The sequence below is a fragment of the Brevundimonas sp. EYE_349 genome, assembly GCF_023147505.1.
Taxonomy (GTDB): Bacteria; Pseudomonadota; Alphaproteobacteria; order Caulobacterales; family Caulobacteraceae; genus Brevundimonas.
This window is the reverse complement of the sequence record NZ_JAHXPB010000006.1, coordinates 243,778-264,136: the sequence shown is the minus strand read 5'-3', so window position 1 is coordinate 264,136 and position 20,359 is coordinate 243,778. Positions and strand designations below refer to the sequence as shown.

The window sequence follows — 20,359 nt, the reverse complement described above, 5'->3', positions numbered from 1 at the left end:
GCCGGCTCGGAAGGTGACCCGTTCCATCCACGAAGACGCCAGGGACGTCGCCCGCGACATCGCCAGGGCCGACGCCTACGTCACCTCCCGACGCGAACGGAAGAAGGTCGAGATGCTGTTCGCACACTTCAAGCGCATCCTCAGGCTGGATCGGCTGCGCCTTCGCGGTCCCTGCGGCGCCCGAGACGAGTTCCTCCTCGCCGCCACCGCCCAGAACCTGCGAAAAATGGCCCGCTTGATCCCACTGCAGATCGCCCCAGCGCCCGCCTGAAGGCCTGAAGCGTCACGAACACCGTCACAGCCCGACCACGCAGCCGTGTTGTCCCGTCAGCCAGCCGACTTTTTCAACTGTATCCGCCAGAAGCGGTCATTACTTGAGCGTCCGAGACACCACCTTTAGCCATCCTGTCTAAGCCAGTGAACGTCCGCTTTTCGGGCTGATGCCGATGACCGTCTCGCGCCTCCCGTTGAAGCGGTAGTCGTACTGTGAACGCGATGCCTCCTGACGGTGTCACGAGCACGTAGAGACCGTCTCTGTCGGTCTTTTTATACGCTTTTGATTTTCCTCGTGTATTCCTCAGTTCTGCGTCGGTAAGCATGCCATTTCCCCTGCAAAAGACCGTCAGGCGTTTTCGCGGTCTTTCGCGGTCATTTTCCGCAAACAATTCAAAAGCTTGTTTCAAAAAAGACCGTCAGGACACCCTAGAAGCGGTGACGGTATGGAGGAGCCGGCGGAGGCAACGGACGCGAGACCGTCAGGAAAGCCGTCATCACAAAAAAGAAACCCTCCGAAAGGCTTCGAAGGGTCTCGTCAGAATTCACTTTAACGTCAGTGACTTATCGGCGCTTTCGGAAGTGATTTCGAAAGGCTCAGAAAGGCCTGAATCATTCCACTCATTATTGATTGAAAGCATAAAGCCTTGAAATATAGCAGTTAAAAATATTTCTTGCGGCGGTATACCGTCATACATCCTGGAAAATGGGCCGGCTTTTGAGTTTATTGCATTTTTCCGAGATGCCCCGAAAAACCGTGCCTTCGGGATCTATCGTCAAGTGAGAAACACAGGAAACAATCCGATCCGATCCATGCATTCCGCCGATTTCACGACGTAGCTCTATCATCAATGCGGCCAACTCTCACGCGGGTCACGTCAGTGCCTTCGAGAGAGAATATCGCCATCTGACGCTACAGCATTTCAAGTGGACGACGGTTGCCTGGCCTGGGAAATGCCGCGTCGAGCGTCGCAAGTTGGGCATCGGAAAGAACGATATCGGCGGCCGCGCGGTTCTCCCGCACATGTGCGACTGAACTCGCTTTCGGGATGGCGATGAGGCCATCGTGCCGCAACGTCCAGGAAAGTGCGACCTGCACAGGGGTTGCACCAACCTCGGCTGCAATTTTGTCGAGAGCGGGGTGCGTAGAAAGTCGTCCCTGCTCGACCGGACTATACGCCATAACCGCCACTTTGTGCTCGGAGAGCCAAGGCAAAAGTTCCAATTCGGGGCCCCGACGGACCAGATTGTAAAGGATCTGATCGGTCACGCAGCCACCCCCGCCGACAGCGACAAGCTCGTCCATATCATCGGTATCGAGGTTGCTGACACCCCAGTGCCGAATTTTTCCCGCCGATTTCAGCGCCTCCAATGCCTCCACTGTTTCAGTGAGCGGCACCGATCCCCGCCAGTGGAGAAGGTAGAGGTCGAGCCGATCGGTGCCGAGCCGCTTCAGGCTCGCCTCGCACGCACCGGCAAGGCGGGAGCGCGATGCATTCTGCGGATATGCCTTGCTGACGAGGAACAACTGGTCGCGAAAGCTGCCCAGCGCCTCGCATATCAGCGTTTCCGCCGCACCGTCGCCGTACATTTCGGCGGTGTCGATGAGCGTCAAGCCCAACTCGACACCAGCGCGAAGCGCGGCGATCTCATCGGATCGCCGCTCGGCACGTTCGCCCATCTTCCAGGTGCCTTGACCCATTGAAGGAACGACTTCCCCGCCTGGCAGCGTCACGCGTTTCATGTGCTTTCACCCTATCAGATGTGTTCGGATATTCGTTCGAGCGAGGCGGATAGGTAGATCCCCGGCACGCACAAATAAATATCGATACTTGGTGTCACAACTTTCCGCGGCTGTTCAAAAATCCTGTCGAACGCTGCGGTCTCCCGGAATGGGATGATGATTTGGGCATGCGGACTTCGGTCGGAGTGGGCATTGCTGCAGATCGACAGAGGCTTATTGCAAGAACACCGAGGACGAGCTCGCTTCGACCATCACACCGCAGCCGGCCATCGATCGAGTGCCATTTTGGCGATGGAGAGCAGTTCGTTGATCGTAGCGCCGTCGCGCGCCTGAACGGACATGCCTTCCATGACCGTATTGAAGAATTTGCCTAGGACGGCCGGATCGGCATCGGCCGCAAGCTCGCCGTGCGCGGCGCCACGATGCAGACGCTCGACTAGGAGGGCCTCCGCCGCGATACGCTTGTCGCGCAGCAGGCATTCGATGGCGGCGGACGCCGGCGACACGGCTGCCGCTGCCGAATACATGAAGCAGCCGGCCGGCGTTCCAGGTTCGGAGAACGTTGACGCCGCTCGTTCCAGCAGGCCCGTGACAGCCTCGAAGGTGGACAACGCCGGATCGTTGATGGGTGCATAGAGGTGGACGCTGAACGTGGCGGAATAGCGCTCGATCACCGCCGCGAACAGCCCCGCCTTGTTGTCAAACGCCGCATAGAGACTGGCGGCGGCGACGCCAGTCTCCGCCACCAGATCGGCCATCGACGTCGCCTCGTAGCCGCGCTGCCAGAAAAGCCGTACCGCCTTGTCGAGCGCAGCGTCAGTGTTGAACTCTCGAGGGCGGCCTGCGCCACGACGGGCTTTCGTGTCTGTCATGTCTCGCGCCCGATATGGAATGATCGATAAATAATAGCTTGAACCTTGTCGCTGACATCGATACAGAACGATCGTTCAATAATCAAGGAGTGTCCCATGAGCCGCATCGTCCGTATCCACGAATATGGCGACGCCAGCGTCCTCAGGATTGAAGATGTGGCAGTGCCCGCGCCCGCGGCCGACGAAGTGCAGATCGCGGTGAAGGCGATAGGCATAAACCGCGCCGAGGTGATGTTCCGCAACCATGCCTACCTTCAGGAAGCCGAGTTCCCTAGCCGACTCGGCTACGAGGCTGCCGGCACTGTCGTTACGGTCGGGGCGGACGTGACCGGGTTTGCGGAAGGCGAAGCCGTCAACGTCATCCCCCCGCTCGATATCGCGCGCTGGGGCACCTATGGCGAGGTCGCCAACGTGCCCGCCCGCCTCGTCGTCAAGCATCCGGCGGCGCTGTCGTTCGAGGAAGCGGCGGCCGTGTGGATGCAGTATGTCACCGCTTGGGGCGCGCTGGTGGAGCAGGCGAAGCTCGGCAAGGTCGATTTCGTCATCATCACCGCTGCTTCCAGCAGCGTCGGGCTTGCTGCCTTCCAGATTGCGCGGATGGTCGGCGCGACGGTGATCGCGACGACGCGTACCGGCGCCAAGCGCCAGGCCCTGCTTGATGCCGGTGCACATCATGTCGTCGCGACCGGGGAAGAGGATCTGGTAGCAAAGGTGATGGAGATAACCGATGGTGCAGGTGCGCGCGTGGTGCTCGATCCGGTCGGAGGCCCGTCGTTCGAGCAGCTGACCGCGAGCATGGCGCGCGGCGGCATCCTGCTCGAATATGGCGCGCTCAGCGGCGAGCCAACGCCGTTCCCGTTGTTCTCCGTGCTGGGCAAGAGCCTCACGCTCAAGGGTTATCTCTACAGCGAGATCGTCTCGGACGACGCCGCCCTTGATCGCGCCAAGGCGTTCATCGTGGCGGGTCTGGAATCGGGCGCGCTCAAGCCGCGGATCGCGCGCACTTTCCCGCTCGACGCCATCCAGGACGCGCACCGCTTCCTCGAATCGAACGACCAGATCGGCAAGGTCGTCGTTACGGTCTGACCGGCAAACCCGGGGGAGCGAGCGATGGCTCCCCCCTCCCAGACACAGGATCGGACCCTAAGCGCGCATGCCGTCGTTGCTTGTGGCGCAGGCTTGAGAGCATGATGCTCCTCGTCCGCGTGCCAGACCTGTCTCAGGGCAACATGGCGGCTATGCCTGCCCGATCTGGGGGCGAATTTGGAGATTGGCCAGGGAACCTCGCCTGATTACAGAAGCGCCAGTCTCTGGACAGGATTGAAACTCCCCCCCTGTATAGTATGCTGAAGCGATTTCTCGGGAAAACGCGATGCCACATTCATCAGAGGACAAAAAGCGAGCCATCACACGCTTGCGGCGTATCAAGGGCCAGGCGGACGCTCTGGAACGCGCGATCGAAGCCGGGGCCGATTGCACTCCCCTGCTGCAGCAAATTGTCGCCATGCGTGGTGCGACAAACGGGCTGATGGCAGAAGTGATGGAGAGTCATCTCAGGGAAACATTCGGTGCGGGCGCGGATCGGGCCGTCGGAGGCGCAGGTGGCGAGCACGATGACGGCGTGGAGGGCGTAATGAAGATTCTGCGTACTTATCTCAAATGACGATTTCAGGCTCATTTTCTTGCCCGTGTTCTCCCGCACCTAGAAGCCAGCCCCTGCTGCCTTCTCTGGTTTGAGATCCTCGTCAGGACACCTCTTGTATACTGCTGGGGAGTATGATAAACATACTCCCTGCCAGTATGAGAATGTCGACGATTTTGCGCTGACGCAACGGCCTCGCGCCAGCAATCAGTTTAGTCCAACGAGGGTATCCCAACATGAAATCTCGCGCCGCTGTAGCCTTCGAGGCGGGCAAGCCACTCGAAATCGTCGAGATCGATGTCGCCCCACCCCGGAAAGGCGAAGTCCTCATACGGGTGACGCACACCGGTGTGTGCCACACCGACGCGTACACGCTGGCGGGGAGTGATCCGGAGGGTGTTTTCCCGGTGGTTCTGGGCCACGAGGGCGCGGGCATCGTTGTCGAGGTCGGTGAAGGCGTCACCAGCGTCGGGCCGGGCGATCACGTGATTCCGCTCTACACCGCCGAGTGCCGCAAGTGCGACTTCTGCCTGTCGGGCAAGACCAACCTGTGCGTCGCTGTCCGCGAAACGCAGGGCAAGGGCTTGATGCCCGATGGGACCACCCGCTTTTCGTACAATGGTCAGCCGCTCTATCATTACATGGGTTGTTCAACCTTCAGTGAATATACTGTCGTCGCCGAGGTCTCGCTCGCCAAGATCAATCCCGAGGCAAACCCCGAACATGTCTGCCTGCTCGGCTGCGGCGTCACGACCGGCATCGGCGCAGTCCACAATACCGCCAAGGTCCAGCCCGGAGACTCGGTCGCCGTGTTCGGCCTCGGCGGCATCGGCCTCGCGGCGATTCAGGGTGCGCGCCAGGCCAAGGCGGGTCGCATCATCGCCATCGACACCAATCCGTCCAAGTTCGAGCTGGCACGCCAGTTCGGTGCGACCGAGTGCATTAACCCCAAGGACCATGACAAGCCCATCCAGCAAGTGCTGATCGAGATGACGGGCTGGGGCATCGATCATACCTTCGAGTGCATCGGCAACGTCCACGTCATGCGCGCCGCGCTTGAAGCAGCGCACCGTGGCTGGGGTCAGTCGATCGTGATTGGCGTTGCCGGCGCGGGCGAGGAAATCTCCACCCGCCCGTTCCAGCTCGTCACGGGTCGCGTCTGGAAGGGGTCTGCTTTCGGCGGCGTCAAGGGACGTACACAGCTCCCCGGCATGGTCGAGGACGCCATGAGAGGTGATATCGATCTGGCCCCGTTCGTTACCCACACCATGGGTTTGGAGGAGATCAACGAGGCCTTCGAACTGATGCACGAAGGCAAGTCGATCCGCACGGTCATTCACTACTGACCCGTCGATCAGAAGCGGCGCGAGGCGCTCGGATCGACAACTCGGCCGTCATCATGGCTCGACCCCGGCCATGATGACGCGCGCTCTGGCAAATGGGCAACGCGTCGCGATGCGGTAACAAGCGCCGAAGTGCGGTCGTTACATGCCGATAGCGGCACGGACCAGGGCCGCTTGGCCCAGGCGCTTACCGCCGGAGTGTGTGTGGCCTCGTCGCGCGACCCAACGGGACAATGGTTTTGTCGCAACCTTTGTCTAGTGCTGGAAAAATATTTCAAAGGTGCCGAACATCGGGCCAGCCTGGCCGTTGGATGTATTGAGTCGGAAATGCATTCACCTGTACCCGACTGTGATGAACCACGGGCCGCACAGGCGTATAGGGCAGGAAGACTGAATTGAAGAGCAAGGATATTCACGCGACGACGCCGGCCACCGATCATGGGCATACGGGGCCGCCCGCTTGCGTGCAGGTTCGCGGCGCGCGCCAGAATAACCTCAAAAATATTGACGTCGATGTACCGCGCGACGCCTTCGTGGTGTTCACCGGCATATCGGGCTCGGGCAAGTCATCGCTCGCGTTCGGCACCCTTTATGCCGAAGCCCAGCGGCGTTATCTGGAATCGGTTGCGCCCTATGCCCGTCGCCTGATCGACCAGGCCGGCGTGCCGGAGGTCGACGCGATCGACGGTTTGCCGCCTGCGGTGGCGTTGCAGCAGCAGCGCGGCTCGGCCAACGCGCGATCCTCGGTCGGCAGCGTGACGACGCTCTCCAGCCTGGTGCGGATGCTCTATTCGCGCGTCGGCGAATATCCGCGCCATCAGCCGATGCTCTATGCGGAGGATTTCTCCCCCAACACGGTCGCGGGGGCCTGCCCGACCTGTCACGGCATCGGGCGCGTCTATGACGCGACCGAAGAAACGATGGTGCCCGACGACACGCTGACGATCCGGGAACGCGCAGTCGCCGCCTGGCCGGCGGCATGGCATGGCCAGAACCTGCGCGATATCCTCGTGTCACTCGGCTATGACGTCGATACGCCGTGGCGCGACCTGCCGAAAAAGGATCGCGACTGGATCCTCTTCACTGAAGAGGCGCCGACGGTGCCGGTCTATGCGGGTCTGACGCCCGAACAGACCCGCGTGGCGCTGAAGCGCCGCATGGAACCGAGCTACCAGGGCACCTTCACCGGCGCGCGCCGCTATGTGCTGGAAACCTTCGCCAACACGAAAAGCGCGCTGATGAAGAAGCGCGTCTCGCAATATATCATCGGCCGCGATTGCCCGACCTGCGACGGCAAGCGCCTGAAGCGCGAAGCCCTGTCGGTCAAATTCGCCGGCCTCGACATTGCCGAGTTCGGCGACCTGACGGTGCTCAAGCTGAAGGACTTGCTGATGCCCGTCGCGCATGGCGCGTATGGGGCGGTCTCAGCCCCCTCAAAGGGCCATGTTCTGGAAAAAGCGGCCCGCGATGCAGCGGTCAAACAACGGGTTGCGGCGGGCGGCTCTGCGCACAAGAGCGCGCCCGACGTGCGCCGCACGTCCAATCTCTCCGACGAGAAGCGGATCGCCGCCCAACGCCTTGCCTGCGAATTGATCGAGCGGCTCGAGGCGCTGATCGATCTTGGCCTTGGCTACATTTCGCTCGACCGCAGCACGCCGACGCTCTCCTCCGGAGAGTTGCAGCGCTTGCGGCTTGCCACGCAATTGTCGTCACAGCTTTTCGGCGTGGTCTATGTGCTTGACGAGCCTTCGGCAGGGTTGCACCCGGCAGATGGCGAAGCCTTGCTCACCATCCTCGAGCGTCTCAAGGCGGCGGGCAACTCTTTGTTCGTCGTCGAACATGATCTCGACGTGATCCGCCGCGCGGAATGGCTCGTCGATGTCGGGCCAGGAGCCGGGGAAAAGGGCGGTGAAGTCCTCTACAGCGGGCCGATAGAGGGGCTTGCCGACGTCGAGAATTCGATCACCCGCCGCTACCTGTTCGCAGAGCCGTTCCGCAGTGAGCGCACACCGCGCGATCCCAAGGCATGGCTACGCCTGGAAGGGATCAGGCGGAACAATCTCCATGGTCTCGACGTCGAGTTTCCCATCGGCTGCTTCACCGCTGTCACCGGCGTTTCGGGATCGGGTAAATCCAGTCTTGTCAGTCAGGCGCTGCCCGAGCTCGTCACGGAACACCTCGGCGGCTCCCCCGTGGCCGAGGAGGAGGATATCGATCCGCTGCTCGATGTTGCGCAGAACGACACTGAAGGACGCATTGTCGCAGGCATGGAGCATGTTCGCAGGCTGGTGCGGGTCGATCAGAAACCGATCGGCCGCACGCCGCGCTCGAACCTATCCACCTACAGCGGCATGTTCGACCATGTGCGACGGATCTTCGCTGATACGCCGCTCGCCCGCCGGCGGCACTACAGCCCGGGAAGGTTCTCGTTCAACGTCGCGCAAGGCCGCTGCCCTGTGTGCGAGGGCGAGGGATACGTCATGGTGGAGCTGCTGTTCCTGCCGAGCGTTTTTGCCCCGTGCTCGACCTGTCGTGGCTCTCGCTACAACCCGCAAACGCTCGAAGTCGAATGGAACGGGCGCAATATCGCCCAGGTGCTCGAACTGACGGTCGACGACGCGTGCGATTTCTTCGCTGGCGAGGCATCTGTGATGCGCTCCCTCGACGTGTTGCGGGAGATCGGTCTTGGCTATCTGAGGCTCGGACAGCCTGCGACCGAGCTGTCTGGCGGGGAGGCGCAGCGCATCAAGCTGGCGGCTGAACTGCAACGCGCCCAGCGCGGCAACACGATCTACATCCTCGACGAGCCCACTTCGGGGCTTCACCCCTCCGATGCCGACCGGCTGATGCAACACCTGCAGGGCCTCGTTGACGCTGGCAATACCGTCGTCGTCGTCGAACATGACATGCGCGCCATCACGCAGGTGGACTGGGTCATCGATCTGGGACCGGGGGCTGGGGAAGATGGCGGCCGTATCGTTGCCAGCGGCGTCCCTGGCGTCGTTGCGGAAGCAGAAGGCAGTCTCACCGCCCCCTATCTCAAAGCGGCGCTGTAGGTAGTAAACCTGGCCGGACGCACGTTCGATCAGGCGTATCTCCAACGTACGCACGCTGAAATGGTCGAATCTGAAAACGGGAGCCGGCGAGGTGTCACCGCGGGTCACGCGGCTTGGGGATTGAGTGCTCGGAAGTGCGCCGTTTTCGTCTGATACTAGGCGTGGCGGACAGTCAATCGTCGGCCATCCGCTACGCCTGTTTGTGAGGACCTTCACTAGGGAGCGCGCCCTCACATGGTTCGTCGAAACCGTCCCGTATTAATTCGAGGCCGCAGGCCCAGCGCCCGCACCTTCCGCGATTTTCTCAACGAGCTTGCCACAGAAGGCGGGTAAATCATCGGGGTCGCGGCTGGTCACAAGGCCGTTGGCGACCACGACTTCCTCATCGGCCCATGTAGCGCCGGCGTTCTCGATATCGACCTTCAGCGTCGGGTAGGACGTCAAGGTGCAACCTTCAAGAACGCCCGCCTCGATCAATGTCCAAGGTGCATGGCATATCGCGGCAACCGGTTTTTTCTGATCGAAAAAAGCCCGGATGAAGTCAATTACCTCGGCGCTGCCGCGCAGCTTGTCGGCACCGACAGTCCCTCCGGGCACAACTAGTCCGTCGAAATCGTCGGCTCTGACATCGGAAAATGCTCTGTCGATAGTATAGCTGCCGCCCTCGTCGAGATCGTTATTGACCGTGTGAGCCTCGCCCGGTCAAAACTGACCACGGTCACTTTGCCGCCAGCCTCCTCGACAGCTTGCTTGGGCTTCGAGAACTCTGGTTCTTCCGTCCCGCGGGTGCGATCAGAATGGCAACTGATTTGCCCTCTAACGTCATCACTTATTCCCTATTTCGGAGAAGACTAAGGTCAGGCGGTCGGCTTAAGCACGACCTTTGTCCATCCATCATCGCGCGCATCGAAATGCTTGTAGGCGTCTGGCGCCTGATCGAGCGGCAGTCGGTGCGAGATGATTTGGGCAGGATTAGCCCGGTTTTGCTCGATCAGCTTCATCAGTCGCCGGTTGTAGTGCTTTACATTGCACTGGCCGGTACCGATCTTCTGGCCCTTGAACCAGAAATTGCCGAAGTCGAACGCCATCTTGCCTTCCTTCTGGAGATCGTCAGGCGCATTCGGGTCTTCCGGGATGAACACGCCGACGACGCCGATGCCGCCGGTGGCCTTCGTGCTTTTTACGAGGCAGTTCATCGTGTAATTGCTGCGCTCCTTGCCGTGGCGATCGCAACACTGGTATCCGACCGCCTCGACCCCCCGGTCGGTCCCTAGGCCGCCGGTCGCGTCAAGGATTTGCTGAGCGGGATCGCCCTTGCGCATGTCGATCGGGATCGCGCCCATTGCCTCGGCCAGCTGCAGGCGATCATCATGGGAATCGACCACGAAGATCTGAGAGGCACCGCGGATTTCGGCTGAGTGCGCGGCCATCAAACCGACTGGACCGGCGCCGTAGATCGCGATGCTTTCACCAGGCAGGAAACCCGACAGTTCGACGCCATGCCAACCTGTGGGGAAGATGTCGGAGAGCATAACATAGTCGTCCTCCTTCTCTTCGGCGTCCTGGGGCAACTTAAGGCAATTGAAGTCCGCATAAGGAACGCGCATCAACTCGGCCTGACCGCCTTGCCACGGACCCATTTCGGCAAAGCCATACGCTGCTCCGGCGGTTCCAGGGTTGGTCGTGAGGCAAAAACCAGTCAAACCGCGTTCGCAATTTTCGCAGAACCCGCAACCGACGTTGAACGGCATGCAGACGCGATCGCCCTTCTTGATATGATCCACGGCGGCGCCGACTTCGATGACCTCGCCAAGGTTTTCGTGGCCAAAGACCCTGCCCTTCTCAAAGCTGGTACGGCCCTCATACATGTGAAGGTCGGACCCGCAGATGTTGGTGGTGGTCAGCCGAATGATGACATCGGTGGGCTTTTCGATCTTGGGATCATCGATGGTATCGACGGAAACGTCTTTGGGCCCGTTGTACACGACAGCTTTCACGGATTTTCTCCTTTTTGTAGCTCTGCTCTGGCGTCATCAAATCGAGAGCTTGCTCATGATCTGAACCAGCGCAAAGGCGCATAGCATCGCATCTTCCGAACCGATGTCTGTCTCCTAAACCGCCTGGCGCCTGAGCGGTTCCTTCCCGTTCGGCAGTTCTCGGATCGATTTACGGCGGCTTTTCGATTGTCTGGGCCAGGACGGTCTAAAAAAGCGGCAGATTGATGTGCTCAAGAAGTCCTGCGAAACCAACGGTGCCATGATGACGCAACACATCAACGCCGACCTATCAGCAGCAGCATCGAAAGGTGGGATAAGCGCAAAAGACAAGGCCATCCACTATCGCGGATGGCCTGTCGTATTCTTCTATTTAGTTCCAGAGCCGGCCGGGCCGTCCATTCCGGAGGGCAGGCGACCCTAACCTTGCAGTCGTACGGCAGCTTGGGGTGCCGACCGCTCCGCTATTTCGCTGCCAGCAGGGTGAACTTGTGAATCTGCGGCGGTTCCGAGAACAGTTCTTCCGCCTTGTCCATCAGCGCGGCGGCAACCTTGCCGTCAAGATGGGCCTGCCGATCCTCCTCTGTGTCGAACGTATCGAAGATCGCGTACGCACCGGGACCTTCCTCGATCGCATACCAGGTCAGAGTGCCCGACTCGGCTTGAACGAGCGGCAATGCCGAGGTCAGGAAATTGGCGACATCGCGCTCTTTTCCGGGCTTGGCCTTCAGTGGCACATACAGCGCAAGTTTGGGCATCATCGACTCCTCAAGTTAACGGACAGATATCATTTGGCAAAGTAACGGTCAAACGGGCCGGAACGTTCCTAGGAGGCGGAGCACACGCGGCCCTGCCTCCTCGTCGAAATCAGAACTGCTGTGCGGTCGGCCGGATGACGATCGCGTTGACGTCGACGTCATCAGGTTGTTCTACAGCGAACGCGATAGCACGCGCCACCGATGCCGCCGGGATGGCCTGCTTGTAGAAGTCGAGCACCGTCTCGGCAGCCGTGCCAGACGTCGTGAACTTCAAATCGCTTTCGACAGCTCCAGGCTCGATTGACGTGACACGGACCTTTTCACCCACCTCGTGGCGCAAGCCCTCGCTGATCGCGCTGACGGCGAACTTGGTGCCGGAGTAGACCGTGCCGCCCGGTGGGAAGACCTTGATGCCCGCAACCGAGCTCAAGTTGATGATGTGACCGCTGCCCTGCTCAAGAAAGCCGGGATCAGCCCGGCGTTGTTGATCAGCACGTCGAGGCGGCCGAAGTCGGCGATGATTGCGGCGACGACGGACTGGACCGCCGACTTGTCGGTGACGTCGAGCGCGTAGCTGCGTGCCGTGCCGCCGTTTGCGGCGATGGGCGAGGCTCAATCCGCCGCGCCCGTACCGCCCCAGGGTCAGCGTCTCGCGTCGTCCGTTGAAGCGATAGTCGTAGCGAAACGAGATCGCTCCGCCGGGCGAGACATAGACATACAAGCCGTCCCTGTCGGCCTCTTGTAAGGCTTTGATTGCGGACGCAAATTCTTCAGTGCAACGTCAGTAAGCACGGTAAAAACACCTCGATCCAAGCAAGTGCGGATTTGCCCGATGCACGACCGGTATTTTCCTTCAAGATCAATATGTTGATCCAAAATAATACCGTCACCGCCTTGCGATGAGGCTGACGGTACGAGGGAGATTCCGGCATCGCAACAGGAGGCGACACCGTCGCCAGTGACGGTAAAACGAAAAAAGACCCTCCGAAAGATATCGAAGGGTCTCGTCAGAATTCACAATGTTGTCAGGCGCTTGTCGAGGTTTTCGGAAGCGATACCGAAAGGTAGCGAGAGCCCCGAATTATTCCAAGTCCATGGTCAAGCAACTCGCCTCCAAAGGCATCCGTGTGAATGCCGTGGCGCCAAGCCCCTCCTGGACCCCGCTGCAGGTCAGCGGCGGGGCCACGACCGAGAAGCTCCAGAGCTTTGGGTCACAGAGCCCGCTGGGTCGCCCCTGCCAGCCCGCCGAGATCGCAGGCCTCGATGTCGCCGCGGCCAATGCCGCGCTCAGCTATTCCACCGGCCAGATCTTCGCAGCAACCGGCCGAGGCGGGCAGCCCGCGTAATCGGCTGACGCGCCACAACCGACGCTCAGAGAGGGATCATGTGATCGCCGACCTGGATCTGTGGGTCTTAGCTATTGGCTCGGGAGTTCGAACCGCCTTTGCGCCCCCTTGGGGGCCAGTTTCCCGACCGGCGACGATGCTCGGGACACAATTTTCCGAGGAACGACGAACGTCCGGCGCCGCAGGAAAAGCATAGCGAGGGATGGCCTGTACCGCGTCAAATCAGGCCCCTTCGCCGGCTTACCCAAGAGTTTGATCGTAAGGTCTCGCATCGGCGGCTGGCTCGCAATCTTGATAGCCCCGTGCGACAAACAAATACCAGTACGGGTGTGCGGGTTCATCAGCCGAGGCCCGACCTTTGGAATGCTTTGGCCCATGGCCCGCCCGGCGCCTAGACACCGAGATGTTCCGGCAAGGCCCGGTCCAACATCGGGGCAAGGTCAAATCACCAAAGGACTCTCGTTATGGGTGGATGAGAAACGGGGGTCATCCTTTAAGTCAAAGTAACGTCAGGACAACGCATGCGAGGATGGCGCGTGCGGGGAATGCACGTGTGGCCGCTAGGTTGCCGGCGCCTCTGGGCGGCTGATGCGGCCGAGGAAGAGAATGGCGCTGGTCTCCTTGTCGCGGATCAGAAAGAGGAAGGGGTGGTCGGCGCGGAAGGTCGGCGGGGGCGTCACAGGCGCGCTCGTCTGTTCGACAGCGATCCCGGTGGCCGCCGCGGCTTCCGTCCCCTTCTCATCAATCCGCAAGAAGGGTTTGTGCACCACCTGGCCGATCGCCAGAGGGGCGTCGGCGATGCCGCGGAAGTCGGCGCCATCGGTGAAGGCGATCCCCATGCCCAGCATGGTCAGTTGCGGGATGAGATCGTAGCTGAGCGCCGTCTCGGTCTTTGGAAGATAAAGCAGGACCCGCCGAGGCTCCTCCTCATCAAGTGCAGTGAGCCAGCCCGCAAGATTGGCGCTGAGTTGAGCCTCCACGTCCGACAGGCCGCCGCGCGTGCGCGGCAGGATCACAGTCATCGACAGCCGATCGCCCCTGTAAGGAAGATCGATGGCCTGCAAGGCGCCGGTTTCCAGCAGACGCAGGTACCCGCGCTGATACATCATCGGCGTCGACAGGCGCGATCCGTCCGTAAGGTAGAATGTTTGGTCGCTTGTGTTGGAGGCGTTGAACGGCTGGGCCCAATCACCCAGGAAATAGACCGCGTTGGTGACGATCAGGCGCGTGGCGACGTTGATGCTGGAAGGGCTGAGCAACTCCGGGATGCGCCTGCGCGTCTGTCCCGAGACCCAGGCGTTGATGCGCCCGGCCGCCTCATCAGGCGCGTCCCGAAAATCCACGGGCCGGGCCAGGGCGCCGTAATCCCGCTGGACGCTCTCAACGAAATCGGGTTTGAGGCCAAAGCCGTCCTGCACCCACACCGCGTTGGCGACGCTGAGCGTGGTCTGTCCGTCCTCGCGCTCGAGCGAACGCAACAGTGCGCCCAGGTCTGCGTCGAGCGAGGGGCTGTCGGGGAGACTGAGGCTGCTCAGGAGGGCTGTGCGCGTCTGGCCCCGGGCTCCCGCCGAGACCACCCCGAAGGCCCCCATCAGGCTGACCGGAGAGATGACGACATTGTCGTCTCCAGCGCGCAACTGGTCGTAGAGCCTCACGCCGAGCGTTTGCCCGCTGAGATCGGCCGGCGCGTTGACCGCAGGCGCATCGGTCGAAACAGGGTCATCGGGAAGAGAGGCCGGAGCCGTCGTGCAGGCGGACGCCGCCAGGGCGAAGGCGGCCAGGGCTGCAGAGGCCCCTAACCGCGCAACGTCGCCCTGTCGCCGCCGGACCATCAGTCCCTCAGGCTTGCCGGGACCTGCCCGCCGTTCTCGGCCAACTTGGCCCAGACCGCACCGGAGAGGGCGATGTTCTGCTCTGCGGATCCGTGAGGACCGGCATGCACGCCGAGTTCCTCCGCAAGGTCCTTGCGAGCGTCGAGACTGGAGTCGAGATCCAGCAGCTTCAGGAGGTCGACGATGGAGGTGCGCCAGTTGCCGCCGCCGCCCTTCATCTCCGCCATCTGGGACAGGACCTGCTCGACATCGACCGGTTGGGAAGCGACAGGGGCCGCCGTCGGCTGCACAGGAGGGGCTTGAGGTGTGGGCGCCTGGGGCGCCGCCGGCGTCTCAGGCTTCTTGTGCCCTGTGATCTTGTCCCAGATTTTTCCGAAAATACTCATGATCGACCTCGATGTGCGTGTGTTGGGATCCCGGGCGCGCATCGCGCCCGGGGTCATAGGGATCAGCGTTGGACGACAACCAGTTCGGTGCGGCGATTCTCCGCCAGCCCGCCGGCCGTGGCGTTGCTGTCGACCGGGTTGGTCTCGCCACCCGAAAGCGACTCGATACGTCGTCCATCCACGCCTGAAGCGATCAGAGCCGACCGCACCACATCCGCCCGAGCCTGGGCCAGCGTGCGATTGGCGGCATCGGACCCGCGTGCATCGGCGTAGCCGTAAAGCCGGACGTGCGCGTTCGGATAGCGGCTGAGGACGGCGGCCACGGCCTGGATTTCGGGCCGATCCTGAGGACGGATCGTGGATGCACCCGTATCGAAGTTGACGCGCTCGAAGGCGAAGGTCCGCGGCGCGGCCTCAGATCCGGCGAGATAGGCGTCCAGGCCTGAGACGCCGGCGGGGCTGGCGGGGCTGGCGGGACCCGCGGTCGGCGGCAGAACGGGACCGGTTTCGACGGGGAACGCAGCGGCGTCCGTCACTGCCGGATCGACCGCCGCACGATCATCACCGCAGCGCGTGAGCAGGAGAAGCAGAAGCAGAAGGACCACGGCTCCGATGATCCACGGAAGGTATTTGCGCCAAGAGGGCGCCACAGGATCCAGGCGGGGATCGCGATCTCGGTTGTCGGTCATGTCGGGCTCCTTGTTGGAAGCGAAGTCAAAAGACCGGGCCGCGAAATGCGGCCCGGTCCGGGAGGGTTATTGCGGCGGGATCTTCGTGACCTTGTCGGCCCACATCTGAGCCACTTTGCCCGCCGCGTCGCGTCCGCCGAGACCAAAGGCCAAGGCCGCGGCGACCGCCGCGGCTCCCAGGATCAAGCCGAAGGCGAGAAGAACGATGTCGTCGGCGATGCCCATGAAGCGCAGGCCCATGGCCGTCGCCAGCGCGATCGTGGCCCAGCGGACCAAGGTCGACGCGAAACCGTCGGCGCCGCCAGTCCCCTTGTTGATCAGGTTGGCCAGAACGCCGCCGATCAGGACGCCGGCGGTGATGATGATCCCGCCGACGATGACATGACCCGCCAGCGCCAGGATCTCCTGGAGGGTGACGGCGATCGTGCCGAACTGCAGCAGCTTGGCGGCCTCGACCGCGGTGAAGGCCACGATGGCGGCCATGGCGATCTTGCCGACGATGGACGACGGCGTCAGGGCTTTCGGCGCCTCCCCCCCGAGCGCCCGCGCCGTAGCCGGCGTGACGTCCCCGGCATAGGGCGCGACGGCAGGCGTCGGTTGGGCCGGCTTCTCGGGCGTGGCCGTGAGGCTGGTCAGGCTGGAGATGCTGCGATCGAAGCCGGTGGCCGGCAGGATGCGTTCGATCAGGTGGGCGACCCAGCGACCGATGAACCAGCCTACAGCGAGGACGATGGCGGCGGCGAGGACGTGGGGAATCGCCGCCAGGACGGTCGAGAGGACGGCCACGGCGGGAACCGTGAGGGATTCGATGCCGAGCTGTTCCAGGGCGGCGATGGTGATCGGGATGAGGATCAGGACGAACACCAGGGTACCGATGGCCGTGCTGACACCGGTCGATCCGGTCGCCTTTGTCAGACCGGCCTTCTCAAGCCAGCGATCGGCGTTGGCGGCCTGCAGGGCGGCCTCGACGACCCGCCTGGCCAGGGTGGCGACGACGAAACCGATGAAGAAGATCAGGACGGCGCCCAGCACGCTCGGGACGAAGGCGGCGACCTGGGTCAGAAGGGTGTTGAGGGGGGTGACGACCTGGCCGAGGTTGAGGACGCCGAGCGCCGCGACGACGCCGAAAAGCAGGATCAGCCAGAAGGCGACGTCGCCCAGGCTCGCGCCGATAGAATGTTTGGGATTATCGCTGGCGGTCGCTTTCGAGGCGCCCGGAATGCGGTTGATGCCCTTGGCCAGCGCCCATTTGACGGCCTTGCCGATAAACCAGGCCGCGACCAGGATGACCAGGGCTCCGAGCGCCTTGGGGCCCCATTCGTAAATGAGCGCGTTCCAGCCGATGAACTCGTAGTTTGCCGTTTGCATTCAACCCTCCACGACGCTCCCTCGCAAGCGTCGCCGAACTAACGGTGCAAAGCTGAGGGGGTTCCGCCTGGCGATGGCTTTCACGCGGGGAACCGCCCATAAGCAGTCGGGTTGGTCGATCGCTACTCGTCGCTCACAGTTCTGGATTATGATGTTCATTCGCGTCATCCCGCTTTCACTGTTGGTAGGGCTGGCCGCCTGCGGCGCGCCGTCTCCTGACCAAGCGGCTCGGCCGGAACCTGCGCCCGTCGCTGTCGCTGCGCCAGAGCGCCCGATGGCCGCGGGCCTGTCGCGGCAGGCGATCGAGGCCGCGACATTCGAGCCGCCGGCGAAGCTGTCGCCTTCTAACGCGCCCGCGGCGACGCCAGGGTCGACGCCGCCTTTTGCAAGCACGCCGACGCAGGTCCCAGCGGGTGAGGACGTCGTTCCCACGACACCAGCACCGACCGCAGCCCTGATCCGGGCGCAGATTCTCCTGGATCGCTCGCCCTTTTCGCCCGGAGCCATCGATGGTCTGGACGGGGAAAACATGCGGCAGGCGATCGCGGCCTTTGAGACCGCCAATGGTCTGACCGTCGATGGGCAGCTCGACGCCGAAGTGTTCAGCCGCCTGGCGGCGGACAGCCGGCCCGTACTGAGCGACTACGTCATCACCGCCCAGGACCTTGCAGGTCCCTACATTGGGGCCCTGCCGGACGACCTTGAGGGCAAGGCGCGGCTGACTGCGCTCGGATACGCCACGCTGAAGGAAGCGCTGGCGGAGCGGTTCCATATGACCGAGGCCCTATTCGACGCCCTCAATCCCGGCGTCGATCTCAGCCGGGCCGGGCAGACCATCGTGGTGCCGGCGGTGGCGACGCCGTCGCTGGCCGAAGTCGTGAGGATCGAGGTCGACAAGACTTCCAGCCGGGTCACCGCCTTCGATCGCTCGGGCGGCGTCCTCGCCGTCTATCGCGCCACCATCGGCAGCAGCGAGCGGCCGGCGCCGACGGGGAACCTGAAGGTGGTCGGCGTGGCCAAAGCGCCCGACTACACCTACGACCCGTCGCGCCTGAGCTATGGCGATGGGAAACAGAAACTGGTGGTCGCCGCCGGGCCCAACAATCCGGTCGGCGTGGTCTGGATCGACCTGTCACGCGACACCTACGGCATCCACGGTACGCCGGATCCCGAACTGATCGGCAAAACCGCGTCCAATGGCTGCGTGCGCCTGACCAACTGGGACGCACAGCAGCTGGCGGCGGCGGTGAATCCCGGCATGGATGTGATCTTCCGCAACTGATCCGCCGCCCCGCACGCCACAGCTAAGGTCTTGATTTCCTGACACCAACCTTACGCTGATGCGTTGGAGCGCTGAGTAGGGAGATTTCGACCTTGACCGCGACATCCAAACTTCGACTGTCCTGGGACGCCTTTCGGACGAGAACCCTGGCGCGCGCGGGGGTTCGGGCCGGGGAATGGCGCGACTGGGTCAAGGCCAACGATCCCGTCTACAACAGCTTTCGTCATCCCGGGCGGACGGAGAAGATCGCAGCTTCGATTGTGATGCTGCTGATCGCCGCGATCGTGATCTTCTTCCTCCTGTTCGACTGGAACTGGCTGCGCGGGCCGATCGGCCGGTGGGCCTCCGCCAAATATGATCGCGAGATCGCTTTGCGCGGCGACCTGGACGTCAAGTTGTTCACCTGGACGCCTACGGTGATCGTCAACGATCTGAAGTTCGGCGGCCCGCAGTGGGCCAAGTCGCGCGACACCGCCACAGTCTCGCGCATCGAGGCCTCGGTCCGACTGCGCAAACTGTTCGCGGGCCAGATCGAGATGCATCTGCTCTCCTTCACCCAGCCCGAAGTCTATCTCCTCGCCACGAAAGACGGTCGCCAGAGCTGGGAACTTGAGCCGAACAAGCCCGACACCGGCGAAGGCATGAAGCTGCCGGTCATCCAGCAACTCATTATCCAGAACGGCCATATCGTCATAGACGAACAGAAACGGGCCTGACCCTCGACGCCTCTGTCGACGCCCGCGAGACCGCCAACGACGACGACGCCGGCTTTGTTCTGGCCGGCGAGGGCTCGGTTAATCGCTCGCCCCTGACGCTGCGGATCGAGGGCGGACCCTTCATCAACATTCGCCGTGACCGCCCGTATCACTTCAACGCCCTGATCGAGGGCGCGCGGTCGAAGTTGACCGCCGACGGCGCGGTCACCCGACCCTTCCACCTGGGCCAGTTCACCTCAACCCTGACCCTCCAGGGGCAAGACCTCAGCGACCTGTACCTGCTGACCGGCGTGACCCTTCCCAATACCCCGCCCTACCGGCTGGCGGGGGCGTTGAAGCGCGACGACAGCACCTGGACCTTCAACGACTTCACCGGCCGGGTCGGGTCGTCCGACCTGTCCGGAGACGTCAAGGCCGAGACGGGCGGCCGCCTGCGATTGGAGGCGCAACTCGCCTCGCAGAGGCTGGATATCGACGACCTCATGGCCATCTTCGGGGCCCGGACCCAGACGAATGCGGCCGGCACCAACACCACCACGGTCAGTTCGGGCGCGCCGGGCAAGCTGTTGCCTGACGCCACCTTGAACGTCGATCGCTTGCGGACGATGGACGGGAGCCTGACCTACCGGGCGGCTTCGGTGAAGGCCAACGAGATGGACATTCGTGCAGTGCGTCTGGGCGCAGAACTTGAAGCCGGGGTCCTTAACCTCAATCCGGTCGCCTTTACCTTCAATCGAGGAAGCCTGACCGGAACGGCGCGGATCAACGCCGCGCGGGACATGCCCTACAGCGCTATGGACTTTCGGCTTACCGGCTATCCGCTGGAATCCATCGTGCCTGCGAAGAATGGCACGGCGCCGATCACAGGCCAGGCCACCGGGCGGATGCTCCTTGAGGGACCGGGAAACTCGATCCATCGGTTCGCCGCCGCGTCGAAGGGTTCGGTCAGCCTGGTGGTGCCGAACGGAGAGATGCGCTCAGCCTTCGCCGAACTCCTCGGCATCAACGCCAGCGCGGGACTGCTCAAGCTACTGCGCGGCGACCAGTCCAAGGCCGAC

Annotated in this window: 17 protein-coding genes and 3 pseudogenes; 9 read left to right on the top strand and 11 right to left on the bottom strand. The window is 62.5% G+C overall.

Annotation, left to right across the window (positions count from 1 at the left end):
* A partial coding sequence (locus KZX42_RS12955; RefSeq protein WP_248119817.1) for a transposase occupies positions 1-271 on the top strand: 271 nt, incomplete at its 5' end.
* 915 nt (positions 272-1,186) lie between these two features.
* On the opposite strand, the gene KZX42_RS12950 is transcribed toward KZX42_RS12955, so the two are convergent.
* Positions 1,187-2,017: an aldo/keto reductase gene (locus tag KZX42_RS12950; protein WP_248119815.1), complete on the bottom strand. Its 831-nt coding sequence runs from the start codon at positions 2,015-2,017 to the stop codon at positions 1,187-1,189.
* Between the two features lie 251 nt (positions 2,018-2,268).
* Entirely contained in the window at positions 2,269-2,889 is a 621-nt protein-coding gene (locus tag KZX42_RS12945; RefSeq protein ID WP_248119813.1) for a TetR/AcrR family transcriptional regulator, read from the bottom strand.
* A 96-nt stretch (positions 2,890-2,985) separates the two neighbouring features.
* Between KZX42_RS12945 and KZX42_RS12940 the strand changes: the two genes are divergently transcribed.
* From KZX42_RS12940 to KZX42_RS17265, 4 genes are all read left to right on the top strand, one after another.
* The gene (locus KZX42_RS12940) at positions 2,986-3,975 is read left to right on the top strand and encodes a zinc-dependent alcohol dehydrogenase family protein (RefSeq protein WP_248119810.1); all 990 of its coding nucleotides are present in this window, start codon (positions 2,986-2,988) and stop codon (positions 3,973-3,975) included.
* A 286-nt stretch (positions 3,976-4,261) separates the two neighbouring features.
* Positions 4,262-4,552 carry a metal/formaldehyde-sensitive transcriptional repressor gene (locus KZX42_RS12935; protein ID WP_248119809.1) on the top strand — a complete coding sequence of 97 codons (291 nt, stop codon included), beginning with the start codon at positions 4,262-4,264 and terminating at the stop codon, positions 4,550-4,552.
* 215 nt (positions 4,553-4,767) lie between these two features.
* Positions 4,768-5,877, top strand: a complete 1,110-nt coding sequence (locus tag KZX42_RS12930; RefSeq protein WP_248119807.1) for an S-(hydroxymethyl)glutathione dehydrogenase/class III alcohol dehydrogenase — start codon at positions 4,768-4,770, stop codon at positions 5,875-5,877.
* 461 nt (positions 5,878-6,338) lie between these two features.
* On the top strand, positions 6,339-8,930 hold the full coding sequence (locus tag KZX42_RS17265; protein WP_348983636.1) for an excinuclease ABC subunit UvrA: 2,592 nt from the start codon (positions 6,339-6,341) through the stop codon (positions 8,928-8,930).
* Between the two features lie 258 nt (positions 8,931-9,188).
* On the opposite strand, the gene KZX42_RS12915 is transcribed toward KZX42_RS17265, so the two are convergent.
* From KZX42_RS12915 to KZX42_RS12895, 5 genes and pseudogenes are all read right to left on the bottom strand, one after another.
* The gene (locus tag KZX42_RS12915) at positions 9,189-9,578 is read right to left on the bottom strand and encodes a DJ-1/PfpI family protein (RefSeq protein WP_248119828.1); all 390 of its coding nucleotides are present in this window, start codon (positions 9,576-9,578) and stop codon (positions 9,189-9,191) included.
* A gap of 209 nt (positions 9,579-9,787) precedes the next feature.
* Positions 9,788-10,927: a glutathione-independent formaldehyde dehydrogenase gene (locus KZX42_RS17350; RefSeq protein ID WP_066629245.1), complete on the bottom strand. Its 1,140-nt coding sequence runs from the start codon at positions 10,925-10,927 to the stop codon at positions 9,788-9,790.
* A gap of 461 nt (positions 10,928-11,388) precedes the next feature.
* A complete protein-coding gene (locus tag KZX42_RS12905; RefSeq protein WP_066629275.1) occupies positions 11,389-11,682 on the bottom strand; it encodes an antibiotic biosynthesis monooxygenase in 294 nt (97 codons plus the stop codon).
* Positions 11,683-11,791: 109 nt separating this feature from the next.
* Positions 11,792-12,249, bottom strand: a pseudogene (locus KZX42_RS12900) (SDR family NAD(P)-dependent oxidoreductase); the annotation flags it as partial.
* Between the two features lie 22 nt (positions 12,250-12,271).
* Positions 12,272-12,474, bottom strand: a pseudogene (locus tag KZX42_RS12895) (Arm DNA-binding domain-containing protein); the annotation flags it as partial.
* A gap of 302 nt (positions 12,475-12,776) precedes the next feature.
* On the opposite strand from KZX42_RS12895, the gene KZX42_RS12890 reads away from it, so the two are divergent.
* Positions 12,777-13,028 carry an SDR family oxidoreductase gene (locus KZX42_RS12890; RefSeq protein WP_248119805.1) on the top strand — a complete coding sequence of 84 codons (252 nt, stop codon included), beginning with the start codon at positions 12,777-12,779 and terminating at the stop codon, positions 13,026-13,028.
* 560 nt (positions 13,029-13,588) lie between these two features.
* On the opposite strand, the gene KZX42_RS12885 is transcribed toward KZX42_RS12890, so the two are convergent.
* The 4 genes from KZX42_RS12885 to KZX42_RS12870 form a co-directional block, all read right to left on the bottom strand.
* A complete protein-coding gene (locus tag KZX42_RS12885) occupies positions 13,589-14,860 on the bottom strand; it encodes a serpin family protein (RefSeq protein WP_248119801.1) in 1,272 nt (423 codons plus the stop codon).
* Entirely contained in the window at positions 14,860-15,246 is a 387-nt protein-coding gene (locus KZX42_RS12880; protein ID WP_248119799.1) for a DUF3597 family protein, read from the bottom strand. The genes KZX42_RS12885 and KZX42_RS12880 overlap by 1 nt, the downstream gene beginning before the upstream one ends.
* Before the next feature lie 62 nt (positions 15,247-15,308).
* Positions 15,309-15,935: an OmpA family protein gene (locus KZX42_RS12875; protein ID WP_248119796.1), complete on the bottom strand. Its 627-nt coding sequence runs from the start codon at positions 15,933-15,935 to the stop codon at positions 15,309-15,311.
* 66 nt (positions 15,936-16,001) lie between these two features.
* A complete protein-coding gene (locus KZX42_RS12870; RefSeq protein WP_066629233.1) occupies positions 16,002-17,303 on the bottom strand; it encodes a mechanosensitive ion channel in 1,302 nt (433 codons plus the stop codon).
* Between the two features lie 274 nt (positions 17,304-17,577).
* Here KZX42_RS12870 and KZX42_RS12865 point away from each other — a divergent pair, with 274 nt between their 5' ends.
* From KZX42_RS12865 to KZX42_RS12855, 3 genes and pseudogenes are all read left to right on the top strand, one after another.
* The gene (locus KZX42_RS12865) at positions 17,578-18,585 is read left to right on the top strand and encodes a L,D-transpeptidase (RefSeq protein WP_248119794.1); all 1,008 of its coding nucleotides are present in this window, start codon (positions 17,578-17,580) and stop codon (positions 18,583-18,585) included.
* A 92-nt stretch (positions 18,586-18,677) separates the two neighbouring features.
* Complete coding sequence (locus KZX42_RS12860; protein ID WP_248119781.1) at positions 18,678-19,301, top strand: AsmA family protein; 624 nt, start codon at positions 18,678-18,680, stop codon at positions 19,299-19,301.
* Between the two features lie 185 nt (positions 19,302-19,486).
* A pseudogene (locus KZX42_RS12855) lies at positions 19,487-20,353 on the top strand (AsmA family protein); the annotation flags it as partial.
* Positions 20,354-20,359 lie beyond the last annotated feature (6 nt).

What these genes read in the sequence shown, in the direction of transcription:
- KZX42_RS12890 (WP_248119805.1), top strand. Translation starts at nt 12,777, where the DNA reads ATGGTCAAGCAACTCGCCTCCAAAGGCATCCGTGTGAATGCCGTGGCG.
- KZX42_RS12945 (WP_248119813.1), bottom strand. Translation starts at nt 2,889, where the DNA reads ATGACAGACACGAAAGCCCGTCGTGGCGCAGGCCGCCCTCGAGAGTTC.
- KZX42_RS12875 (WP_248119796.1), bottom strand. Translation starts at nt 15,935, where the DNA reads ATGACCGACAACCGAGATCGCGATCCCCGCCTGGATCCTGTGGCGCCC.
- KZX42_RS12885 (WP_248119801.1), bottom strand. Translation starts at nt 14,860, where the DNA reads ATGGTCCGGCGGCGACAGGGCGACGTTGCGCGGTTAGGGGCCTCTGCA.
- KZX42_RS12930 (WP_248119807.1), top strand. Translation starts at nt 4,768, where the DNA reads ATGAAATCTCGCGCCGCTGTAGCCTTCGAGGCGGGCAAGCCACTCGAA.
- KZX42_RS12905 (WP_066629275.1), bottom strand. Translation starts at nt 11,682, where the DNA reads ATGCCCAAACTTGCGCTGTATGTGCCACTGAAGGCCAAGCCCGGAAAA.
- KZX42_RS12865 (WP_248119794.1), top strand. Translation starts at nt 17,578, where the DNA reads ATGGCCGCGGGCCTGTCGCGGCAGGCGATCGAGGCCGCGACATTCGAG.
- KZX42_RS12950 (WP_248119815.1), bottom strand. Translation starts at nt 2,017, where the DNA reads ATGAAACGCGTGACGCTGCCAGGCGGGGAAGTCGTTCCTTCAATGGGT.
- KZX42_RS12880 (WP_248119799.1), bottom strand. Translation starts at nt 15,246, where the DNA reads ATGAGTATTTTCGGAAAAATCTGGGACAAGATCACAGGGCACAAGAAG.
- KZX42_RS12935 (WP_248119809.1), top strand. Translation starts at nt 4,262, where the DNA reads ATGCCACATTCATCAGAGGACAAAAAGCGAGCCATCACACGCTTGCGG.
- KZX42_RS12940 (WP_248119810.1), top strand. Translation starts at nt 2,986, where the DNA reads ATGAGCCGCATCGTCCGTATCCACGAATATGGCGACGCCAGCGTCCTC.
- KZX42_RS12870 (WP_066629233.1), bottom strand. Translation starts at nt 17,303, where the DNA reads ATGCAAACGGCAAACTACGAGTTCATCGGCTGGAACGCGCTCATTTAC.